Source organism: Methylococcus mesophilus (genome assembly GCF_026247885.1).
GTDB lineage: Bacteria > Pseudomonadota > Gammaproteobacteria > Methylococcales > Methylococcaceae > Methylococcus > Methylococcus mesophilus.
On sequence record NZ_CP110921.1, the window covers coordinates 3123893 to 3145867 of the forward strand.

At 62.1% G+C, this 21975-nt stretch carries 20 protein-coding genes and 1 riboswitch; of the genes, 7 read left to right on the top strand and 13 right to left on the bottom strand.

Translation table 11 applies throughout. The features are described 5' to 3' along the window. Position 1: 1 nt before the first annotated feature. From OOT43_RS14850 to OOT43_RS14875, 6 genes are all read right to left on the bottom strand, one after another. Positions 2-1615, bottom strand: coding sequence for a cytochrome P450 (locus OOT43_RS14850; protein ID WP_266021341.1), 1614 nt, complete (start codon positions 1613-1615; stop codon positions 2-4). Positions 1616-1623: 8 nt separating this feature from the next. After that, positions 1624-3498 (bottom strand): phosphomethylpyrimidine synthase ThiC, encoded by a 1875-nt coding sequence (gene thiC / locus OOT43_RS14855; protein WP_317134001.1) that lies wholly within the window; start codon positions 3496-3498, stop codon positions 1624-1626. Positions 3499-3562: 64 nt separating this feature from the next. Beyond that, a riboswitch (TPP riboswitch) is annotated at positions 3563-3660 on the bottom strand. Positions 3661-3724: 64 nt separating this feature from the next. After that, a complete protein-coding gene (locus OOT43_RS14860; RefSeq protein WP_266021342.1) occupies positions 3725-4813 on the bottom strand; it encodes an AI-2E family transporter in 1089 nt (362 codons plus the stop codon). A gap of 175 nt (positions 4814-4988) precedes the next feature. After that, positions 4989-5816, bottom strand: coding sequence for a F0F1 ATP synthase subunit gamma (locus tag OOT43_RS14865; RefSeq protein WP_266021343.1), 828 nt, complete (start codon positions 5814-5816; stop codon positions 4989-4991). Next, on the bottom strand, positions 5813-7324 hold the full coding sequence (locus OOT43_RS14870; RefSeq protein WP_266021344.1) for a F0F1 ATP synthase subunit alpha: 1512 nt from the start codon (positions 7322-7324) through the stop codon (positions 5813-5815). Before OOT43_RS14870 ends, OOT43_RS14865 begins: the two co-directional genes overlap by 4 nt. After that, positions 7284-8381 carry a helix-turn-helix domain-containing protein gene (locus tag OOT43_RS14875; RefSeq protein ID WP_317134002.1) on the bottom strand — a complete coding sequence of 366 codons (1098 nt, stop codon included), beginning with the start codon at positions 8379-8381 and terminating at the stop codon, positions 7284-7286. Before OOT43_RS14875 ends, OOT43_RS14870 begins: the two co-directional genes overlap by 41 nt. A gap of 525 nt (positions 8382-8906) precedes the next feature. On the opposite strand from OOT43_RS14875, the gene OOT43_RS20470 reads away from it, so the two are divergent. The 5 genes from OOT43_RS20470 to OOT43_RS14900 all read left to right on the top strand — a co-directional run bounded on the left by OOT43_RS20470 (position 8907) and on the right by OOT43_RS14900 (position 17376). Then, entirely contained in the window at positions 8907-9728 is an 822-nt protein-coding gene (locus OOT43_RS20470; protein WP_317134003.1) for a pentapeptide repeat-containing protein, read from the top strand. Between the two features lie 38 nt (positions 9729-9766). Continuing rightward, positions 9767-11089 (top strand): TolB family protein, encoded by a 1323-nt coding sequence (locus OOT43_RS14885; RefSeq protein WP_266021345.1) that lies wholly within the window; start codon positions 9767-9769, stop codon positions 11087-11089. Positions 11090-11191: 102 nt separating this feature from the next. After that, complete coding sequence (locus OOT43_RS14890; RefSeq protein WP_266024940.1) at positions 11192-13048, top strand: InlB B-repeat-containing protein; 1857 nt, start codon at positions 11192-11194, stop codon at positions 13046-13048. A gap of 108 nt (positions 13049-13156) precedes the next feature. Beyond that, complete coding sequence (locus OOT43_RS14895) at positions 13157-15421, top strand: alpha/beta hydrolase family protein (RefSeq protein WP_266021346.1); 2265 nt, start codon at positions 13157-13159, stop codon at positions 15419-15421. A 200-nt stretch (positions 15422-15621) separates the two neighbouring features. Next, a complete protein-coding gene (locus tag OOT43_RS14900) occupies positions 15622-17376 on the top strand; it encodes a S8 family peptidase (RefSeq protein ID WP_266021347.1) in 1755 nt (584 codons plus the stop codon). An 18-nt stretch (positions 17377-17394) separates the two neighbouring features. Here the strand turns inward: OOT43_RS14900 and OOT43_RS14905 are convergent, their stop codons facing one another. From OOT43_RS14905 to OOT43_RS20640, 7 genes are all read right to left on the bottom strand, one after another. Beyond that, a complete protein-coding gene (locus OOT43_RS14905) occupies positions 17395-18156 on the bottom strand; it encodes a F0F1 ATP synthase subunit delta (RefSeq protein ID WP_266021348.1) in 762 nt (253 codons plus the stop codon). Positions 18157-18158: 2 nt separating this feature from the next. Continuing rightward, the gene (atpE, locus tag OOT43_RS14910; protein WP_266021349.1) at positions 18159-18425 is read right to left on the bottom strand and encodes an ATP synthase F0 subunit C; all 267 of its coding nucleotides are present in this window, start codon (positions 18423-18425) and stop codon (positions 18159-18161) included. Then, on the bottom strand, positions 18422-19108 hold the full coding sequence (locus OOT43_RS14915) for a F0F1 ATP synthase subunit A (protein ID WP_266021350.1): 687 nt from the start codon (positions 19106-19108) through the stop codon (positions 18422-18424). Before OOT43_RS14915 ends, atpE begins: the two co-directional genes overlap by 4 nt. 6 nt (positions 19109-19114) lie before the next feature. Continuing rightward, the gene (locus OOT43_RS14920; protein ID WP_266021351.1) at positions 19115-19408 is read right to left on the bottom strand and encodes an AtpZ/AtpI family protein; all 294 of its coding nucleotides are present in this window, start codon (positions 19406-19408) and stop codon (positions 19115-19117) included. Between the two features lie 156 nt (positions 19409-19564). Then, a complete protein-coding gene (locus OOT43_RS14925; RefSeq protein WP_266021352.1) occupies positions 19565-19960 on the bottom strand; it encodes a nucleotidyltransferase family protein in 396 nt (131 codons plus the stop codon). Positions 19961-20106: 146 nt separating this feature from the next. Further along, entirely contained in the window at positions 20107-20454 is a 348-nt protein-coding gene (locus OOT43_RS14930) for a tyrosine-type recombinase/integrase (RefSeq protein WP_266021353.1), read from the bottom strand. Positions 20455-20587: 133 nt separating this feature from the next. Next, the gene (locus OOT43_RS20640) at positions 20588-20659 is read right to left on the bottom strand and encodes a hypothetical protein (RefSeq protein ID WP_394358063.1); all 72 of its coding nucleotides are present in this window, start codon (positions 20657-20659) and stop codon (positions 20588-20590) included. A 300-nt stretch (positions 20660-20959) separates the two neighbouring features. On the opposite strand from OOT43_RS20640, the gene OOT43_RS14935 reads away from it, so the two are divergent. Continuing rightward, positions 20960-21394 (top strand): GNAT family N-acetyltransferase, encoded by a 435-nt coding sequence (locus tag OOT43_RS14935; protein WP_266021354.1) that lies wholly within the window; start codon positions 20960-20962, stop codon positions 21392-21394. Positions 21395-21505: 111 nt separating this feature from the next. Continuing rightward, positions 21506-21970, top strand: a complete 465-nt coding sequence (locus OOT43_RS14940; RefSeq protein ID WP_266021355.1) for a VOC family protein — start codon at positions 21506-21508, stop codon at positions 21968-21970. Positions 21971-21975 lie beyond the last annotated feature (5 nt).

Here is a 21975-nt window from a genome sequence, read left to right on the forward strand (position 1 = left end):
CTTAACTGTCTAGGGGCAGGATCTTGATCGCCCGGGTCGGGCAGAATTTTTCCGCGGCCTGGGCTTTCTCGGCCAGGGCGGGATCGGGCGTTTCGCTGAGCAGGGTCAGCCGTCCGTCTTCGTCGACCCGGAAAATTTCCGGCGCCTCGGCCATGCAATTGCCGTGGCCCTTGCACAGATCCCAGTCGACGGCCACCTGGAAAGCGCCGCGGATGATTTCGGCAGGCGCCTCGCCGGCACTCGCCTTCGTATCCACGGCAGCCGGCGCATTGCGCCTGCGGTAGCGGATCATGCAGGGCGAGGCCGGCTCGACCACCATCTTCTTGTAGTCGTCCTGGTAGGTTTCGGGCGCCGCCGCCAGCTCGAATTCGTAGTTGCGCAGCAGGACGCAGACGATGGCTTTGATCTGGAACATCGCGAAGGCGTTGCCCGAACACTTGTGGCGGCCGCCGCCGAAGGCCTGCCAGCCGTACAGGTCCTTGTCCTCGGCCCGTTCCGGGGTGTAGCGGTCGGGATCGAACAGTTCGGGATTGGGGAACAGCTCGGGAATCCGGTGGGTGACCGAAGGCGCGGCGCAGACGAACTTGCCGGCCTCGATGAGCTTGCCCTGGACCTCGAAATCCTTCATCACCTTGCGCATCAGCAGGATGAGCGGCGGATGCAGCCGCAGCACTTCCTTGATGACGTTCTCCAGCTGCGGCATCTGCCGGAGCGATTCGAAAGTCACCCGGCCGTAGGTCTCGAACAGGGCGTCGATCTCCGCCCGCACCCGCCGCAGGTATTCCGGACGCCGCAGCAGCTCTATCAGCACCCAGGCGGTGGTGCCCGAACTGGTATGGTGGCCGGCGAAGATGGTGGCGATCAGCATCCCGGTGATTTCGTGGGGCGTCAGCTTGCTGCCGTCGTCGTAGCTGGCGTCGATCAGCATCTGGAACACATTGGTGCTGCGTTCCTGCGACCGGGCGCGCCGCTCCATGATCTGGGTCACCAGTTCCTGCAACCTTATCCGCGCCTGGTCGCGCCGCTTGAAGACAGGCAGCGGCAGGTTGGGAAAGACGTAGGCGATCGGCTGGATGCCCATTTCCAGATCGCGGTAGATCTCGGCGAATTCGGCGTTCAGCTCGTGGCGGAATTCCGAGCCCAGCAGGCAATGGCTGGAGGTGTAGATCGTGAGCTCCTTGGTGAGCTCCAGCAGGTCGATGGTGCCGGCCTCCTGCCAGTCCCGGATCATGGCCTCGACTTCGGCGACGATGATCTCGGAGTAGGTGCGCATCGGCTTGTCGCGCAGCGCCGGCATCAGCATCTGCAACTGCTGGTTCTTACGCTCGATGCGGGCGTCGAACACCACGCCGCGGCCGAAGATCGGCGTCATGATCTTGTAGGCCGGACCCTGGTCGAGGACCTCGTCCGGGGCACGATAAAAGGCTTCGCTGGCCCGGCTGCCGGTCAGCAGCACCATGTGCTGATGGAACATCCGGAACTCGGCGACGTCGCCGAACTCCCGCCGCAAGGCCATCATGAAGGCATGCGGGTTCTTGCCGAATTCCAGGATATGGCCCAGCAGGGGCAGGCCGCCCGGTTTGACCGGCGGTTTGTTCGACTGAGGGGAGTTCATGTTGGCCATCAGGTGCGGTGGTAGACCTCGGCCCCGGTCTTGACGAACTCGTCCGATTTTTCTTCCATTCCCTTGGCCAGAGCTTCGGCGTCTTCGAGTCCGTGCTCGCGGGCATAGTCGCGCACGTCCTGGGTGATCTTCATCGAGCAGAAATGCGGCCCGCACATGGAACAGAAATGCGCCTGCTTGGCGCCCTCCTGCGGCAGTGTCTCGTCGTGGAATTCCAGGGCTTTCTCCGGGTCCAGCGACAGGTTGAACTGGTCCTGCCAGCGGAATTCGAACCGCGCCTTGGACAGGGCGTTGTCGCGCGCCTGGGCGCCGGGGTGGCCTTTGCCCAAGTCGGCGGCGTGGGCGGCGATCTTGTAGGCGATGATGCCGTCGCGCACGTCCTGCTTGTTGGGCAGCCCCAAGTGTTCCTTGGGCGTCACGTAGCACAGCATGGCCGTGCCGTACCAGCCGATCATGGCGGCGCCGATGGCCGAGGTGATGTGGTCGTAGCCGGGGGCGATGTCGGTGGTCAGCGGTCCCAGGGTATAGAAAGGCGCCTCGTGGCAGTGTTTGAGCTGCTCGTCCATGTTGGCCTTGATCATGTGCATGGGCACGTGGCCGGGGCCTTCGATCATCACCTGCACGTCGTGCTTCCAGGCGATCTGCGTCAGCTCGCCCAGGGTGCGCAGCTCCGCGAACTGGGCCTCGTCGTTGGCGTCGGCGATGGAGCCGGGGCGCAGTCCGTCGCCCAGCGAGAAGGCCACGTCATAGGCCTTCATGATTTCGCAGATGTCCTCGAAATGGGTGTACAGGAAACTTTCCCTGTGGTGGGCCAGGCACCATTTCGCCATGATCGAGCCGCCGCGCGAGACGATGCCGGTGGTGCGCTTGGCGGTCAGTGGGATGAAGGGCAGGCGGATGCCGGCGTGGATGGTGAAGTAATCCACCCCCTGCTCGGCCTGCTCGATCAGCGTGTCGCGGAAGATTTCCCAGGTCAGTTCCTCGGCCCTGCCGTCGACTTTTTCCAGCGCCTGGTAGATCGGCACGGTGCCGATGGGCACCGGCGAGTTGCGGATGATCCACTCGCGGGTCTCGTGGATGTTCTTGCCGGTGGACAGGTCCATCACCGTGTCGCCGCCCCAGCGGATCGCCCACAGCATCTTTTCCACTTCCTCTTCTATCGAAGAGCTAACGGCGGAATTGCCGAGGTTGCAGTTGATCTTCACCAGGAAATTGCGGCCGATGATCATCGGCTCCGATTCCGGGTGGTTGATGTTGTTGGGGATGATGGCCCGGCCGCGGGCGATTTCGTCGCGGACGAATTCGGGGGTGATGACCTGGGGGATGGCCGCGCCGAAGGCTTCGCCCGGATGCTGGAACTTGTACATCTCCGCCAGCGCTTCCAGTTTCTGGTTCTCGCGGATGGCGACGAACTCCATCTCCGGCGTGATGATGCCCTGCCTGGCGTAGTGCATCTGGGTGACGTTGGCGCCGCCCTTCGCTCGGCGGGGCGCGCGGATATGCTCGAAGCGTAGGGACGCCAGAGCCGGATCGCGCTGGCGCTGAAGGCCGTAGGACGACGAGGGGCCCTTCAGCAGTTCGGTGTCCCCGCGTTCCTCGATCCAGGGCTCGCGCAGGGGCGGCAGGCCCAGTCTCAGGTCGACCGATACGGCGGGGTCGGTGTAGGGTCCCGAAGTGTCGTAGACGTAGACCGGCGGGTTCCTTTCCCGGCCCGAACTGGTGGGCGTGTCCGACTGGCTGATCTTGCGCAGGGGGACGCGCAGGTCCGGGCGGCTGCCCTGGACGTACACTTTTTCCGAGGCCGCGAACGGCTGGATCGAAGCCTTCTTGGCGGTGACGGCCTCGTGCAGGAATTCTTGGGGGATCGCGCTCATCGCTTGCTCCTGGTTGGACACGGATAAGGCGCGCGGGGGAGGATGTCGATCGGGTTCTTCGAACAGCTCGAAAGCTCAGCTTCCCTACGCCGGTATCAGCCGGATCAGGTTCGAAGGGTGTCTCTCAGCCCGGCCATTCGCCAGGCACCCCCAGCCTTACGAACCGCTCACGGTAATGCATCGAAGGGGTGATTTCAAGCATTCCGTCCGGATGGCAATTCCGAAGCTAGCGGCGCTCCCCCGGCCCGGTACCGCTCCCGTCTTCGCGCCGCATTCCCGCCTCCCGCACCTGCTGCAGCCATTCCCGCCACACCGCCAGGGCCATCGCCAGGATCACCGGCCCCAGGACCAGGCCGATGAAGCCGAAGCTGGCGAGCCCTCCCAGCACGCCGAACATCACCAGCACGAACGGTATGTGCGTGGCGCTGCTGATCACCAGGGGACGGATGATGTTGTCGATCCAACTGATTACCAGCGTGCCCCAAAGGGCCAGGGAGATGCCGGCCCAGGTTTCGCCCTGCAATAAGAGCCAGATGCTGACGGAGCCCCAGGCGAATGGCGTCCCGAACGGGATCATTGCGATCAAGGTCGTCGCGATCCCGAGCACGATCGGCGCTTTCACGCCGACTATCCAGTAGCCCAGGCCGGCGAGGAAGCCCTGCGCGAGGGCGGTCAGGACGATGCCGTAGAGGACGGCCTTGACCGTAGCTTCGATGGTGGCGAAATACCCTTTCAGCCGTTCACCGAGCACTCGGGTAAAAACCTGCCGGACCTCTGTAGCCAATTGCAAGCCGTCGCGGAACAGGAAAAACAGGGTGAACAGCGTCATGAACAACACGGTGGCGTTCTGCACCAGGGTGGTCATGATTCCGAGCACCGGGGAGCCGAGGCGTCGGACCCACTCGGGCGCATGCCGTTTCAGCAGGCCGTGGAGGTCTTCGAACTGGTCGACCACGGCCTGGAGTTCGTTTCCGAAATAGGGAATATGCGAGACGAAATCGGGCAGCCTGGGCTTTTGTTCCAGCCAGTCCGGGAGCGAGCGGATCAGTTCCGAGACCTCGCCTTGCAGTAATACGGCGAGCCAGATCAAGGGCGCCAATACCACGGACCCCAGCAGCGCCGCCGTCACCAGGGCCGAAAGGGTCTCCCGGCCCTCGAACCGCCGCTGGCTCCAGGCATGGAGCGGCCAGGCGATGTAGGAAACGAAAACCGCCCAGCCGATCGAAACCAGGAAAGGCCGCACCACCGCATAGGTCAGGCCGGCCAGAGCGGCGAGCAATAGGGCGATCGTGATCAGGCGGAGGCTTCGGTTCATACTTCGGACGGTTTTCTCAAGCCGGTTCGTGCCCGATTTCGCGGTCGGCTTCGGGTCGGCGTTTGCGGTGCGTCTTCCGGCGGTTTGGCCATGGCGCACCCTCAAGAGGCGGACATATCTAGGGTGGCAAGAAACCGGAACGGCTTGGCCAGTTTGCGCAACAGGCCGGTGCGTTTCAAGCCGGATCCAGGGCTTCCGCGCCCAGGAGGATGACCTGCAGTTCCTCGGTGACCTCCTCCTGCCGAAGGCGGTTGTTGCCGGAACGCAAGGCTTCCTGAGTGTCTTGGATGCGGCGGGTGGCGCCGTCGAGGTGACGGATCCGGTATTGGTGCTCGCTCAACAGGGAGCGGTCCAGCAGCCAGTGCAGCACGGCGAACAGATAATGTTCGACGAGGTGGCGGAAGACCGCATCTGGCTTCTGATACAGCAACGGCGGAAACGGGCGTTCCGATCTTGCGGACGGCTTGCCGAATGGCGGGACGATCCGCGTCTCCAGCACCGTTTCCGCATCGTCTGCATGGTGCAGCGCGATGATCTGCAGGGGGCCATGGTTCTCGAGGAGCTGGTTGACGGCATCGATCAGTGCGGGAAGCCGTTCGGCGGTTTCTTCCGCGGTGAGTGGGCCGGGCAGTTGCCGGCAGAGGGGAACGTCGAGGGCGAATTCGGAGCCGATCCGGCTGCCCACGACGATCGCCGGCTCCCCCGGAGACCACCGCCGCTCCAGGGCGGCGCGCAGGCGGGTGTTGAAATCGCCGCAGAAGCCGCGTTCGGAACCCACCACCAGCCAGGCGGCCGCAGCAGGCTCGACGGGCAGCAATGCTGGATAGTGGCCCAGCAGTTCCTCCGCGGTGCTCCGCAGCGCCGCCTCCAGATGGCGCTGGCATTCCACGGAACGTGTCAGCCGGTGGCTCTCGATCACGGCCAGCGTGCGCATGGATTCGAGGATGCCGGCGATTTCGCCCAGCGTTTTCATCCGCCGTCGGAGGATGTGGCGCCGGCTCACGGACCGTCCTGTCCCGGCCGCGGCAGATTTTGCCTCAGCCACTTCACCCATTCGCCGCGCGCAGCCTCCAGCGCCGGACAGCCGCTCCGGACTGCCGTGTTCAACGCGTTCAAAGTGTTCTGAACCGCGGCGGGCGGAACGGCGTCCAGCAGCCCTTCGCTGTAGCCGATCATCCAGGCGAGCTGGAACTCAGGCGGCAGCGGCTGCAGGCGCTCCTGCCGGAGGATTTCCCGCAGCAGCCGCCCCCGTCGGATCCGCGCTTCCATCCCGCTTTCCAGCCGCGCCCCGAAACGGGTGAATATCTCCAACTCCAGGAATTGCAGATAGTCCAGCTTCATCCGCCCGGCTTCTTCCTTGATGCGCGGATGCTGGGCCTTGCCGCCGATGCGGGAGACCGAGCGGGTGACGTCGATGGCCGGCTTGAAGCCCGCGGCGAACAGGTCCGGGTCCAGGTAGATCTGGCCGTCGGTGATCGAAATCAGGTTGGTGGGGATGTAGGCCTCGATTTCCCCGAGCCGGGTTTCGACGATCGGCAGCGCCGTCATGCTACCGCCGCCGTTGGCGGGATTCAGCACCGTGGCGCGTTCCAGCAGCCGGGCGTGGAGATAGAAAATGTCGCCCGGATAGGCCTCCCGCCCCGGCGGGCGCCGCAGCAGCAGCGACAGTTCGCGATAGGTCTGGGCGTGGGTGCTCAGGTCGTCGTAGACCACCAGGGTGTCGTGCCCCAGCGCCATCCAGCTTTCGGCGATGGCGCAGCCGGCGAACGGGGCCAGGTATTTGAGGCCCGGCAGCGCGCCGGCTTCGCCCACCACGACCGTGGTATAGACAAGCGCACCGTAGTTGCGCAGCAGGTCGATGGTGCCGACGACCGCGGATCGCTTCTGGCCGATCAGCACGTAGACACAGCGCACATCGCGGCCCTTTTGGTTCAGGACCGCGTCGATCGCCAGGCTGCTGCGCCCGGTTCCTTCGTCGCCGATGATGAGCTGGCGCTGGCCCTTGCCGATCGGCACCAGGGTGTCGACCAGCCGGGTGCCGGTGTAGAGCGGCTGCTGCACGAAGTCGCGCGCGACGATGGGGGGCGAGGGGCTGTCGAGCGGGCGTCGGGTGCGGGATTCCAATGGACGCCCGCCGTCCAGCGGATTGCCGATCGGGTCGATTACCCGCCCGAGCAGCGCCTCGCCGACCGGAACGTCGAGTGTCCTCCCGGCCAGCCGGGCCGAAGTGCCGGCGGTCAGGGTGTCGGTCTGGTGCAGCAGCACGGCGCCGATGCGCTTCCGGGTCAGGGCGAACACCACCGCCCAGCTCCCGTCCTCGAACATCAGCACGTCGTCCATTGCCGCCGACGGCAGGCCTGTGATCCAGGCGATGCCGTCCCCGACGGAGGCCACCGTGCCGTATTCGCCGATGCGCAGTCGGGGCCGGTAGTCGCCGAGGCGGGTGGTTTTCGCGCGCGCGGATGACGGCTCAGAAATCCGGGGCGTTAAGTTCTCTGACCCAGCGTTCATAGCGGCGATCGATGGGTTGGTCATGACCCTTGGCAGTATAGCGGACGGCCTGCAGGCCGATGGACCGTGCTTCGCTCGGACTCATGCCGAAGGCATGACGGAAGCTCCTGCTGAAATGGGCCTCATTGCGGTAGCCCACCCGGTAAGCGATCTGGCTGACACGCCTAGGCCGGGAGGCCGGCTGGGTCAGTTCCAGGAAAGCGCGCCGCAGCCGTTGCTGCTGGATGTAACGGGTGATTCCCCCCAGTGGCTGGAACAGGGAATACAGGTAGGAACGCGACACACGGAAGTACGCCGCCAGGGATTCCGGCGTCAGCCGGGGATCGCCCAGATGATCCGCAATATGGCGGCGTACCGTCTCCAGCAAGGCGGCTCCGGCTTCCGGACGGTCTTCCTCGACCCGGCCTTCGCCGAAATAGGCGCCGATCAGATGGACCAGTCCCTGTGAAATACGGTGGGCCTCCTCGGAACTCAGCGTCGTCGCGACCTCCCACAGCGTGCGAATGTGCTGGCCTAACAGGCGTCCGCGGGCCGAGTCATGGGCCAGCGACTGACCATGCAGTCGCTCGGGCGCGCCAAGATGAGGTGCCAGCAAATCACGCGGCAGCATCAGGGTCAGATTGCGGAAATCGCTGGCGCAGGAATCCAGCGGCTGGGTCAGGTCGAGCAGGAAGACATCGCCCGGCCGTACGGTACTGTGTCTCTTACCCCATTGGCCGCGGGTCGTGCCGTTTTGGTAAACCTGGATGATGCAATGGTCCAGCCCGTCGCGCGCGATCAGCGGCGATTTGCGCTGAAAGGACTGCCCGACGCTGGCCGTGTCCACCAGCAGCATGGAGCCGAGATGACAAGTCGTCAGCGCTGCGGCAAACGGCGCAGAGCCTGTTTCGACCTCCCGCTCCACGTCGAAAACGACGGAAATGCTCTCCTTCCAGATCGAATAGCGGTCCTCTGCTGGAAGACCGCCCAGATCGAAGCGGGCGATCGGGACGGTGTCCGGAAGTTTTTCTGATTCGCCCTTCAAGTCATTGCCCTCTTGGCGCAGGTGCTTTTTCATCGCTGGCGACGGACCGTTGGATCATGCGCATTCGAATTGGCTCCCCCGTGGCTTTGGTACGAAAGCGGGCCGCCAGCCTTGTGGACACTGCGGCAACAAATCGTGGACGTAGAGTAAAAACGAGTGCCTCGATTTTATCTACGATGTCGGCCTGGACGCGATATTGGCGTTCGAACGCGCTGGCACATTGGATTTCACGAAACGCCAAGGTGTCATCGGTAACATCACCGGGTCACTGCCTTTCGGGAAAACAGGATTTGCAATGAACAGGCTGGCGGCGGATTTCATCCAAGCGGCCGTTTCCGGAAGGTTCGCGTTGCGCCACCGACCTCAAGGGATGGTGCGGAGCGGGCGAATCTGGCCGGCGCCCGCCTGACCGGAGCGATTTTCTGCCGGACCCGGATGCCCGATGGTTCGGCGAATAATGCAAATTGTCCGGTTCAGTAGACAGGCGACGTTGCTCGCAAAATATTAAACATTCGAAATAATGCCATAGCGATCCCTCTTTCTGCCCGGATGGGATCGATGGATCATGCCGACGATCTGCGAGTTTTCCAGTTGGCAATCGGAGACTGTCATGAGTTTGTCAGAGGATATGGTAGGAGATATATGCTGAATAACCCGACTATCACGTTACAGCAGCGGTTTCTGGCAGGTATCATTAAACTCGGCATGTGTTTGCTGCTTTCGATTGCCGCCGAGGCTCACGCCGCTTCGGTGACAGTAACAAACTACGGATGGTTTGTTGCCAGTTTCGCACTGAAAGGCTGTGACAAAGAACTTAATGCCGGCGATATCCCAGTTGAACAATATCGCACCTTCGACCTGGATGAATTGGGCTGCTCCAAGGAGCAAACGGCGAGGCTAGAGATATATTATAACTGGTGGGGATGGAAAACCCTTGATTTTCCTCCCGTCGTGGAGTTGCGTTGGGTAGGTGGCGGGGTGTGGCGTGTGATGAATAAGCAGAGCTGGGCGATGGCGACGCAAGGCAATATCTTGATTCGTTTGGACGGCCCTGCGTGGGCCCCCGAAGCGTCCCTTATTGATTTTAAAAAGGATCTGTGGAAGGCCAACTTGCCTGGTGCGGATCTGGCTGGTGTCGACCTGAGTATGGGGAACCTGGAGTCTGCCAATCTGCCCAGGGCGGATTTGAGCGGAGCTATCCTACGCAGGGCCGATCTGTCGCGGGCTAATCTGTCCAGCGCGGACTTATCTAGTGCGAATTTATACGGCGCGGATTTGAATGGAGCCGACCTTTCCGGAGCGAAGGGCGCTAATCTTGCGGCTGCTATCACGACAGGGTCGACGATCTGTCCCAATAAAAAGCACGGACCTTGCCGTTGAGATTGGTATTGAGTACTTGGCCTGTTTGGAGATCCAGTATGATTAATCGCCTTGGCTACAGCGGCCGTGTTGACTCGAATCCTGTCTTGCCGCTCTGCGTGCTGGTGGCGCTGCTGTCGGGAGGGGTTGCCGAGGCCGCCGTGCCGACCCTCAAGGCCGTCAGTCCGCCCGTACGGACCAGCGGCCTGCCTTCGGTCAGCGCGGACGCAAGCCGTGTGGCCTACATCACCAATGTGGTTCGGAAGCGCGGCGAACAGCAGCGCGATCAGATTTTCCGGTGGGAGGATGACGCTGCCCATCGCAGGTTGATCAGCCGGAATGGTGAAGGACAACAGGCCACCGGCAACAGTCTTTTTCCCGCGATCAGCGGCGATGGCTCGGTGGTGGTGTTCGCTTCCGATGCGGCGGATATCGATCCGGCTTGCGCCGTTCCGGGCGTCACGAATATTTTTCGGCAGGATGCCTTGGAACGGGAAACGCGACCCCTCTGCCTCTCCGTCCCTGCTACAGCGGCGGGCGCCGACAGCGACAGCCTGTATCCGGCGGTCAGCGGCGATGGCCGGGTCGTAAGCTGGGCATCGTCGGCGAGCAATCTGGTGAACGGTGACAGCAATGGTCTCCCTGACGTGTTTCTCCGCGGTGCCGGTGGAGTCATCCAGCTTGTCAGCATCGCGAGCAGCGGCGAGCAAGGCGACGGCATAAGCTCCCTCTCCAGCCTGAATGGCGACGGCAGCCGCATCGTCTTCATGTCCGAGGCGACGAATCTGGTTGCCGATGACAGCAACGGGGTCAGCGACATCTTCCTGCGCGACTTGGCCAGCGGTGAGACCACGCGTATCAGCAAGTCTTCGACGGGCGAGCAGGGCAACGCTCCCAGCTATGGCCCTGTCTTCAGCGCCGGAGGCCGCTACGTGGGATTCGTTTCCTCCGCGTCCAACCTGGTTGCGGGCGACAGCAACGGCAAACGAGACATTTTCCTGCGAGACCTCGAAACCGGTATCAGCGAACGGGTCAGTGTCGCCACCGATGGTGGCCAAGCCGACGGCGACAGCGATTATGCCAGCGTCACTGTCGACGGACGCTGCGTCGCCTTCCAGAGCAAGGCCACCAATTTGGTGCCGGACGATGGCAATGGCGATGAGGATGTGTTTGTCCATGACCGGCAGACCCGCAAGACGCTCCGTGTAAGCGTGAGCGGCAAGGGCAAGGAGGCGCGCGGTGCGGGTTTTTTCCCCGTCATCAGCGCCGACGGCAGTGCCGTGGTTTTCACCTCCGACGCCCCGGGCCTGACGCCGAACGCCGACGGTAAAGGCGATCCGGATGTCTATGTCCGGCGGTTGGCATCGGGGTGGTGCCGATAGATTAGGGAGGTGACAGGAGGGATATCTCCCGCCTCCCCATCCACCGCGACGAAGCAAGTTTCACCCTTTGAGCCATCAACATTCGGAGACCGTGCCTTGCCTATGTTCCGTATTGAAAGCGAAGTCCGCTCCACTGGGCGCTCCGCCATTCCGTTTTTGTGCGCCCTGGGCGTCCTGGCAAATCTTGTTTGCTTCCCAGCGCGCGCACTGGCGGAATGGTCGTGGTCGGATCAGATCGTCGATCTCAGCGCCGCGGGCCGGATCGCTCGCAATCCCGCGGTAGCGGTGGATGCGAGCGGCAATGTGACCGTCGTGTGGGGGCTCGACAATTCGAACGAGGCTACGATCCTGCAGGGCAACCACTTCAGCACCGGCGGCTGGAGCGGGGGCGTCGATATCGATCGCACGGGCAGCAATTGGCAGCCCCGTGCCGTGGCGGAGCCGGCTGGCGCCGTGACTGCCGTCTGGGAGTCGAAAACCGGCGAGCAGCGGGCGATCCGGACCGCCCGGTTCAGCAACGGCAGCTGGAGCGGCCCGACCGGCCTCAGCGCCCCTGGCCTGGATGCGCGGTCTCCCGCTGTGGCCGGGGACGCAAGCGGCAACGTCACGGCCGTGTGGCAGCGCGGAAGCACTATCCAAAGCGCGCGGTCGATCGGAGGGAACTGGGAGGGAGTCGTCGACCTGGGAGATGCCGGTGCAGGGTCGGCGTTTCCTCAAGTGGCAGCGGATGCCAAGGGAAACCTGACTGCAGTATGGGAACGCGGGGGTGACGGCGGCGTAACCATCCAAAGTGCCCGGTTCAGCGAGGGACACTGGGCTGCTCCCGTCGAAATCAGCGTCCCGGGAAATGATGCAAGGCGGCCGAACGTGGCAACGGACTCGGACGGCAATGTCACGGTGGTCTGGGAACTGGCCAGCGCTGCGGAACGGACCGTCCAGAGCGCCAGATTCAGTGCCGGCGCCTGGACTGCCCCGATAGATCTGAGCCGGGCAGGCATTCAAGCCGCCAAGGCGCAAGTTGCGGTCGACGGAACCGGCAACGTTACCGCGGTTTGGGGTGCCAAGGTGGGTACCGATTTGGTCATCCAGAGTGCCCGCTTCGGCAATGAAGGCTGGAGCAGCGCCGTGGACATCGGCGTCGCGGGCAAACTCGAGACCTGGGGGGAGCGAGGTTTGCCCTCGGCAAAGGTGGCCTCCGCCAGCGCGGGAACGGTGACGGTCGTTTGGGAGCGCGTCGACGATCACGGCGTGAGCGTCCAAAGTGCCCGTTACGCGTCGGGAAGCTGGGGGGGCGTCACCCAACTCGCCGAGGCGGGAACAGCCAGCGCGTTTCCCCAAGTCGTCGCTGATGATGCTGGCAACGTCACCGCGGTGTGGTTGAACGGCGGCATCGTTCAAAGCAAACGAGGTAGCGACAACCCCCAGCCGCGCACCTACACCATCACCGTAGCCAAGTCGGGCGAAGGGACCATCACCAGCTCACCGGAGGGCATCGATTGCGGGACGGTCTGTAACGCCGCCTTCGAGGAGGGCAGCTATGTCTTTTTGTTCGCCAAGCCGGGTTCCGGCCAAGTGATAAGCGGCTGGTCGGGCGACTGCGGGCAGTGGATAGGGCCTCCGAAAGAATCCTGTACCTTGACCATGAAATCCAACAAGACCGCAAGCGTCTCGTTCCGCCCTGCCAGTGCCAAGACAAAGACGCTGCAATTGATAAAGAAGGGCAAGGGCACCGGAACCATCCACAGCGAACCCGCCGGATTGTCCTGCCGGGAAGATTGCCGGGCCACCTTTGCCAGTTTCGAGAAAGGGGCTCGAGTGGTGTTGACGGCAGCAGCGGGCGAAGGCTCCCGCTTCAAGGGTTGGAGTGGCGCCTGTTTTGGCAAGAAGACAACCTGCGTGGTGAAGATGGGCGAGAGCAAGCGGGTTGGCGCGAAATTCGATACCTATCCAAGGAATTGAGCCCAACGAAATTGAAAATGACTTGCCAGGTATTCCACATAGACAGGGGAATACAGTTTGAAAGGTAATTCCGTACTATCGCCAGCAAAGCTATTGAAGGAAGCTATCATGGCCCGCTATGCAGGACTCATCATTTTTGTCGCTTTCGTTGGTTTCTCATCGATAAGCGCGCTCGGTGCCATGCCTCCCGGCCAGCCTGATGAAAGGCTGATCGTAGGCGTGGACGAGGTGCCGGGCGATTTACTTTCCGCGGAAGAAGTCGAAAAAATCCGAATACTTCAAGCCGCAGCCGCGCCTCGTGTGCTCAGCGGCATCGATCCGGCCGGAAGGGTTGCCTTGGTTTTGCGCCCAAATAATGAAGATGCATTAGGTTTTCTGGATATCGAGACAGGCGGTTTTACCCCGGTGGGCTTCGGAGGAACACAACCACCGGTCCTGGACGGCTCTAAAGCATTACGTTGGGCAAACGGAACGGAGATATTGACCTGGGCGAAGGGAGAGGTCGGGGAGACCCCATGGGTGTTGCTTCGAGTCGACTCTATAACCGGTAAAATTTCCCGGAGTCCGTTATTGCTGAATGCTGGCGATACCCCGGCGAGCCTTTCCCCGGATGGCCGGCTTTTGCTGTTGACGGCCAAACCCGACACGGCGATTTCGGAAGGGAGAGTTTCAGTCCCACGTTCTTCGGCGACGGGTGTCGATCCATTCGACATCAAGGCGCCATTGGGGTTGTACGCATCCGAGGGCGAGGGGGAAGGCAGCCCCCGCTTCATGGTGGCGAGCGAGGGGGTAACCTACTCCATTTTCGATCAGTCGACGGGGAAAAAGCACCCGCTCCTCACTTTGCCGGCAGGTACGGCGTTGTACGATTTCGGTGCCGTGACGCCCTATGCCTGGTCCCAAGACGGCAGCAAGCTGGGATTCGTTCGGACCATCATCCCCATCGAAAGCTCGCGAGGCAGGGAAAGTGTAATTGATGTGCTGACCCAGTCGGCTTTGGGGCAGCTTGATCCGGCGGATAATCCGTTTGTCCAGGAAAATGCGGTAGAAATTTTTGACCTGAAGGAATCGAAGCATTCACAACTCCTTGCCGGACAGAGCGGTGGCGATATCTTCAAAGGCATGTCATGGAGTCCGGACGGCGCCTCGTTCATGGCGCTTGCAGAGCCGCCGGTAAGCCTGCGCGGACGCAAATATCCGATCTTTTATCCGGAAAAAGGCTATACGGTTTACAAATTCTATGATGCGACACTGAATCCGATCGCCAGACTGGATAAGCCGGAGCTCGGCAGCTACCTGCAACAGCCATTTTATCTTTCCTCACAGGATGTCCTGTTTCCGACTGTCGATGGTTTGAGCGTTCAGCTTTATCGGTATGGCACGGGGAGTGGAGTGCTCGAAAAGATCAGCGCCGCGGAAGGGGAGTATGGGACGGTCTGGGCCACAGCCGCTCGGCAGCGGCTGGTGTTCGCTCACAGCTCCTTTGTCGATCCACCGGAGTTATACCGGATGAGTCTGGATGGATCTGCCATGACCGCTTTGACGGCAGATAATGCCCAGGCGAAGGCGCAGAATTCCGTTCAGGTTCATACGATTTCGCTCCCTGTCAAAAGCGGCGCGCAGCGCTCGGCCTATCTCATCCAACCTGCCGGAACGGAATTTCCCCCTCGGAATGTTCCGATGGTATTGTGGCAGCAGGGAGGCCCCGGCGGCGAGATGATCAACAGTTGGAGCGCCGTCGCCGAGTCGCCTTTCAATTTGTTGCCCAACTTCGGCATTTCCGTTCTGATGCTGCCTTTACAGATGCGTCCGGGCTGGGGAGAAAGGCAATGGTTCGATCTGGCAAACGGCCGCAACTTCGGCCGGATAGATATCGATGAGGCCGCCCAGTTCGTGCGTAGGCTGGTGGCCAAAGGCTACACTTCCAAACAGCGGGTCGGAATTTCAGGGTGTTCCTACGGCGGCTATTTTGCAAGCCAGAGCGTGGCGCGGCATCCCGGTCTTTACGCCGCGGCCAATCCGGCTTGCAGCCTCCTCGACATTCCCGCCGAATTTGCCTCCGGCTATGCCGCGTTCATAGCTTTTCTGGAAGGGAAAACCCCCTATCAGAACCTGAGGAAGTACCGCGCGGATTCCCCGGTTTATCAAGCCGCTCGCGTGGTGACCCCCACGCTGGTTTTCCACGGCAGTCAGGATTTTCTGCCCGTCGGCATCGCGGCGAACTTCTACGCGGGCATCTCGGGCCGAGGCACCCCGGCTCGAATGGTGGAATTCAACGGCGAGGGTCATGGCATTCACGAGCCCAAGAACGCGTTGTATCAGGCGCAGGAGCAAATTGCCTGGTTTCGCTATTATTTGGGGCAGGATCGATAGACAGACAGTACGTTTAGCCGGTGCCTCGGGGTACAGCGGCGTTGTGTTGATTAAGTGACGAGCGGCAAGCACCTTTTTTCGAAGTGCTCTTTTGGGCCACTCATATTGCGGTGAAGGAAGCGGGCTCGTGTTGTCGTCTTTCGCGCTTGCGCTAAGGCCTGAAAAGTGAAACCGAATTTTGTATTGTCTGGAGTGCAGGAATGACGAAACCGCGTATTCACCATCCTTCTGTCACTGTTGCGGCCGTGCTGGCAGCTTTGCTGCTGGGAGCCGCGCCTCCCGATGCTTGGGCGGTGGATGCGCCGGCCAAGGCCTTCGTCATGCTGAAGGCGGACGTGGGGACGCAAGCGCCCCGTCCGGCCGATCCGGCTTTGCTGGGCCAGTGGCGGGCGGCCACCGGCGTCGCGCTGACATGGAGCGGCAATACCCGCACCGGTGCGCAGATCCTCGAGTTTCCCTCCGGTATCTCCAGCGCGGATGTTCAGGCGGCGGTGCGGCGCATGGGGGCCGCGGAGGGTGTGCTATGGGCGGAAAGCGAAGGCGGCCAGCCGGTGCGGTCTTCCCGGCAGCAGGCCAAAGCCGCGGAGGTCCGGCCGGCGATTAGGGAATTCATCGTCAAGCTGAAGAGCGGAGACGGCGAGACCGTGGAAGCCGAGATCACGCGACTGGCGGCCATCGCCGGTATCGGGCTGGCGCCCTCGCGGTCCACGACCGGTGCCAGGGTGTACCGGCTGGCCCGTCCGGTCGACGAAAACGAAGCCCGGGAGATCGAACGGAAGCTGGAGGAGGCGGCAGGAGTGGTGTATGCCGATCCGGTCCGGATGAAGTACGCCAGGACCGTCGTGCCCGACGATCCCAAGTTCAAGAAGGAATGGCATCTGCACAGCGGCGACGGGGCTCAGGCCGGATCGGCGAACGTTCAGGCGGCCTGGGAGCTGACGCGCGGTTCGCCGGAGGTCGCGGTGGCGGTGGTGGACTCCGGGATTCTGTTCAAGCCGACGCATCCGGATCTGAAAAGCCGGATGGTGTTCGCGGACGAAGATCGCACCGCCATCGTCGGCTGGGACCTGGTGAGCGATGCCGAACTGGCGCGTGACGGCAACGGACGCGATCCCAAACCCAAGGACGAGGGCGACTGGCGGCGGGCCGGTTACTGCGGGGAAGACTCCGAAGCGCAACCCAGTTCCTGGCACGGCAGCCATGTGGCGGGAACGGTCGGGGCGGCGACCGACAATGGCCGAGGCATCAGCGGGGTCGACTGGTTCGCGAAGATCGTTCCCGTCCGGGTGCTCGCGGCCTGCGGGGGCGACGATGCGGACATCGCGGATGGCATCTATTGGGCGGCGGGGAGGTCGGATGTGCCCGGCACCGAAGCCAATCCACTGCCCGCGCGCGTGATCAACCTGAGCCTGGGCGGGGACGGCCCCTGTTCGGATTCCTACCAGGCGGTCATCGACTATGCGTTGTCGCGCAATGCCGTCGTGGTGGTCTCTTCCGGCAACGAGGGCGAGGACACCGCCAACAAGGCGCCGGCAAATTGCCATGGCGTCATCGCCGTGGCATCGGTCCGCCCCGACGGCAACCTGGCCGACTACAGCAACTTCGGACAACAAGTCGCCCTGGCTGCGCCCGGCGGGGAAACCGCTGACGGCGATTCCAACGGCATCCTGTCGACCGTCAACGCCAGCAAGAAGCGCCCCGCTGCGGACGGGATGAAATACGGCTGGGAGCAGGGAACGAGCATGGCGGCGCCGGTGGTCTCCGGCGTCGTGTCGCTGATGCTGGCGGCGGATACCGGGGGCAGGCTTAATCCCCAGAAGGTCAGGGACACCCTCACGGCGACGGCTCGTCCGTTCCCGGAGGGGACCCGGTGCGCGACCGACCTTCAGGGCGCGTGCGGCGCAGGTATCGTCGACGCCCGTGCGGCCGTCAAGGCCGTGCAAGACCTGCAGTGACTCCGGAGCGGCCGGGGTTCACCCGCCGCCAAGGGAGTTCTCCGCACCGTCCGCAAAAAACTTCAGTTCCTCCCCGACATTGGCTGCGAGCACCAGATGGCCCGCCCGCAGCCGGATGCCGCAGATGAGGGCCGGGTCCTCGCGGAAACGCCAGGCGATGGTACGGCCGGTACGGTTTTCGATCATCCGCGTGAGGCCGGCGCAGGATTCGGGCTTCAGCGGGAACGCGCTGGCGATTTCGGCTTCGGCGCGTTCCGGTTCCTCCAGCGCGCGTGTCAGCGCGAGCCAATGCTCGGGGTCCATGGCGGCGAGGTCCTCGCCGAACATCCGGAGCAGGGCGGCTTCCATCTCCGGCCCGGCCAGCCGCTCGAGAAAGCGGGCAGCGAACTGCCGGCTCAGGCGCAGGGCCTCGCGCTCGAGGTCCGATTCCATGTCGCGGCGCTGGCGCTCGATGAGTACCTGGGCCTTTTCCCGTTCGGCGTCCAGCGCCTTCTCCAGCTCGCCCAAAGCGCGCTGCCGTTCCGCTTCGAGTTCCCGTTTGAAGGTTTCGCGCGCCTGCCGTTTTTCGGTTTCCCAATCGGCCAGCCGCGATTCGTACTGCATCCGCAAGGCTTCCGCCGCCGCCTGGGTGTCGTGGGCCTCGTCCACCGTCCGGGCGATCTGCCGGCGCCGTTCGTCGATGGCCGCGCTCACCGGCTGGTACAGAAAGCGCTTGAGCAGCCACACCAGGATCAGGAAATTGACGACTTCCAGAACGAAGGTGGAAGGGTTCAGGTCCACGGTCAGCGGCCGAGGTATTCGATCAGCGGATTGCGGAACAGCACGATCAGCACGATCACCAGCGCATAGATAGCCAGGGATTCGATCATTGCGAGGCCGATGAACAAGGTGCGCATGATGGACTTTTCCGCTTCCGGCTGCCGGGCCAGGGCTTCCAGCGCGGTGGCGATGGCGCGACCCATGGCCACCGCCGGCACCATCACCGCCACGGCGATGCCGGCCACCGCGGCTACGGTGGAGAGGCTGACGAATCCGGTCATGTCGTTCATGGGGAGCTGTTCTCCTGTTGCGGGCCGGACTGGATGCCGCCGGCGATGTAGACCAGTGCCAGAATGCCGAAAATATACGCCTGCACCAAGCCCTCGACGATGTGCAGAAGCAGGATCGGCACCGGCACGAACAGCCCGCCGATGACCAGCAGCAGCAGCCCGATCAGTTCCATGCTCATCATGTTGCCGAACAGCCGGATGGCCAGGGCCAGGGTGCGGGTGATTTCGCCGATCAGATGGAAAGGCAAAAGGATGGGGTTCGGTGTCAGGTAATGTTTCAGATAGGAACGGATTCCCTGATGTCGGATGCCGAACCAGTGCACCGAGAAGAACACCAGCACGGCCAGTGCCGAAGTCACCGACAAATCCCGCGTGGGCGAATCGAAGCCGGGAATGAGGCTGATCAGGTTGGCGGTCGCCAGGAACAGCCACAGGCTCATGATGAACGGCGTGACCTCGCGGTAAGCGGTCGGGATCACGTCGCGCACCGCGTTCTCGCAGGCCGACACGATGCCTTCCAGGACCACCTGAACGCGGTCCGGCAGCGCCGTCCTGCGCCGGGTCAGGACCGCCGAAACCGCCGCGAGCAAGCCCGTCACCAGCACCGAAGTGAGGAGGCTGTCGCTGATCGCCACCGGCCCGATGTGGCCGAGGACTCTGGCGAAAAAGTCGATCTGCTCCATCCCTGCTCAATCCTCATGCCGTTTGATCAGCTGCCAGGCGTTCCAGGCGCCGACGACCAGCCCGAGGAACAACAGGCTCAGCGTCCAGCGGATCGAATAGCCCGCACTGTGCTGATCCAGCCATCGCCCCAGATACGCCCCCGCCACCAGCGGCAGCACGAACACCAGCCCCAGCGTGCCGAGATAGGCCGTCTGCGCCAGCACCCCGCGGCGCTCGCGCTCGGCCCGGCGCAGGCGCTGGGCCTGGCGGTCGACCGTGGCGCTCAAGCGGGTTCTTGAATTGGCGGGGGGTGGTTTCACGTTCTGCCTGCTTTGCGTTCCAGGGGGTATCGTTCGTGGACATCGTAGGCCGAACGCGACATCCGATCGTCGAGGTAGTCCTGAAGGCTATTGCTGGCCGTGAACTCCATTATTGCCTCAGCGGCTTCTCGCACATCCCATAGATAAGCGCGCGAGTCACGCTCCATACACGACCTCACGGCTTCGGTTTACGCTGGCCCGGATATAGGGGTTGCGTATGGCGGAAGCTTCCGCGAGGTCGACGGAGAGGCCGAGGATCCGGGACACATCGGCTTGCAGCCCGACAAACGCCCTTAAAGAGGCACCGTCGGATGACGGCGAGAACTCGACGAAAAAGTCCGCATCGCCGGTTGCCGGATCGAAGTCGGTTCCACGTGCGGCGGAACCGAAGACCTCCAGACTCCGCACCCGATAGCGTCGGGAAAGCTCTGTGATGGCCTGCCGGTTTTCCTGGATCAATGGATGCATGTGACGTACCTGCTGCAATTGAAGGAACGCTCGTTTTCCGGTTCGATCGGCACGAAAACAGTCTATCAGCTCTTCAGTCCGCATCCCGCCAACATTAGCGGTTCGAGTGGGTCAATCATGATCCGTGAAACGGGGCCGGCCACGACTTGAGGCGATCACTCCTCGCTAGCCCCCAGGGCGCTCGCGCTCGGCCCGGCGCAGGCGCTGCGTCTGGCGGTCGACCGAGGTGCTCAGATGCAGCTTGGTATTCGGAGTGGGTGCCTGCCCCACTCCTTTCCGGCATTGGGGTACTTGCGCTCCAGGGCGTGGGGCAGATAAACGCTGCCGAACCCGGTCCGGAGATCGTTCTCGTGCTGTCGCTTGATTGATTGCAAATGTGATTTCATCGGGTCGATCAGGACTGCGGGCAACATCGTCACTCGGTCTTTGAATTCTTTACCGTCCCGCACCATGATTTCCTTGCGCTCAAACTCGATGTCTTTGATCCGCAGCCGCATAACCTCCATCAGCCGCATTCCCGTCCCGTACAAGAGCCGGCCGATCAGGCTGTGCACCCCTTGCAAACGATCGAGCAACACCTTGACCTCGGCATGAGTTAGAACGACCGGCAGGCGGCGAGATTCCTTTGCGACTTCTACCCCTTACGAGCCAAGGCAGCTCCTGCTGCAGCACTTCCCGATAAAGGAACGACAACGCCGCGTGTGCCTGATTCTACGTCGAGGCAGCAACCCTTCCTTCGACTGCCAAGTGGGTCAGAAAAGCCTCGACCTCGGCCGTCCCCATTTCCGCAGGGTGGCGTTTGCCGTAAAAAAAGATATAACGCCGTGCCTAGTCCACATAGGCTTTTTCGGTACGCAGGCTGTAATGCTTTAACCGAATTTTATTGCGGGGCTGATCGAGGAGCTTTGGCTGTTGCGGCGCGGCTGATGGTGTAATCAACTTCAATCTTGGGGTGTTCATAAATGTGACGTTGCAGTTACAGAGCATGTTGTGTAGAGTCGCTGACAAATTATACCCCTATAAGGCGCAAGAAGTTGCGCCTTATAGGGTGTCCATTTGTAGTTATGCATTCAGTCCATTGCCGTGACTTTCACCTTCCGAAATGCTGAAGAATCAGATAGAGAGGCAATCTACCAATTGTATCGCTTGGTGATGCGGGGCTTTATTTCCGAGATATGGGGTTGGGATGAACAGTGGCAACGCAGTGATTTCTCTGCCCACTTTGATCTCCAAGGAATTACGCTGGTACTGAAAGGGCACGAGCTAGTCGGGTATTCCCACATCGAAAACCAAGATGGTAAAATATTTATAAGGATGATCGTTGTTAACCCGCGCCACCAGCAGAATGGGATTGGGACAAAACTTCTTGCTTCGGTTATTGCTGCGGCCGACAAGAAATCTAAGAACATAGGACTGGAGGTTTTCAAAATCAATGAAGTGGCAAAGGCGTTTTATGAAAAGCATGGGTTCTATGTTGAAGGGGAAACCCCCAGTAGCCTCATCATGGTCCATGCATAACCCCGCGCTCCAAGTGGGACGCTCCGCCGGCAAGCCGGCTCCGCGCCCCTGAGCTACGACGTTGGGCACGCAAAAATGCTGCATCAACCTACTCACACGAGGAGCAACACGATGACCAGTTCCATACGTACCTGTCTCTGGTTCCGTGACGGTCGCGGTCGTGAGGCCGCAGAGTTTTACTGCGCTCTGATTCCGGGAAGCCGGATCGAGGCAACCTTTGATATTGCCGGAGATGGGTCTTCTTGGCTAATCGACTTCATGCTGGGCGGGGTGCCGTATCAGATACTCGATGCAGGACCGATGTTCACCCTAACCGAGGCAGTGTCGATTTCGGTCGAGACGGACGATCAGGCAGAGACCGATAGGCTTTGGGCAGCGCTAACCACGAATGGCGGCGAGGAAAGCCACTGCGGCTGGCTCAAGGATCGCTACGGGGTGTCGTGGCAGGTTTTCCCAAGGCGGCTGACAGAATTGACATTGAGGGCCGACAAGAATGTGTCGACCAAGGCGATCGCGGCGATGATGAAGCAGAAGAAGATCGACATTGCCGAAATCGAAGCGGCGGTTCGTGCCTAGTAGTC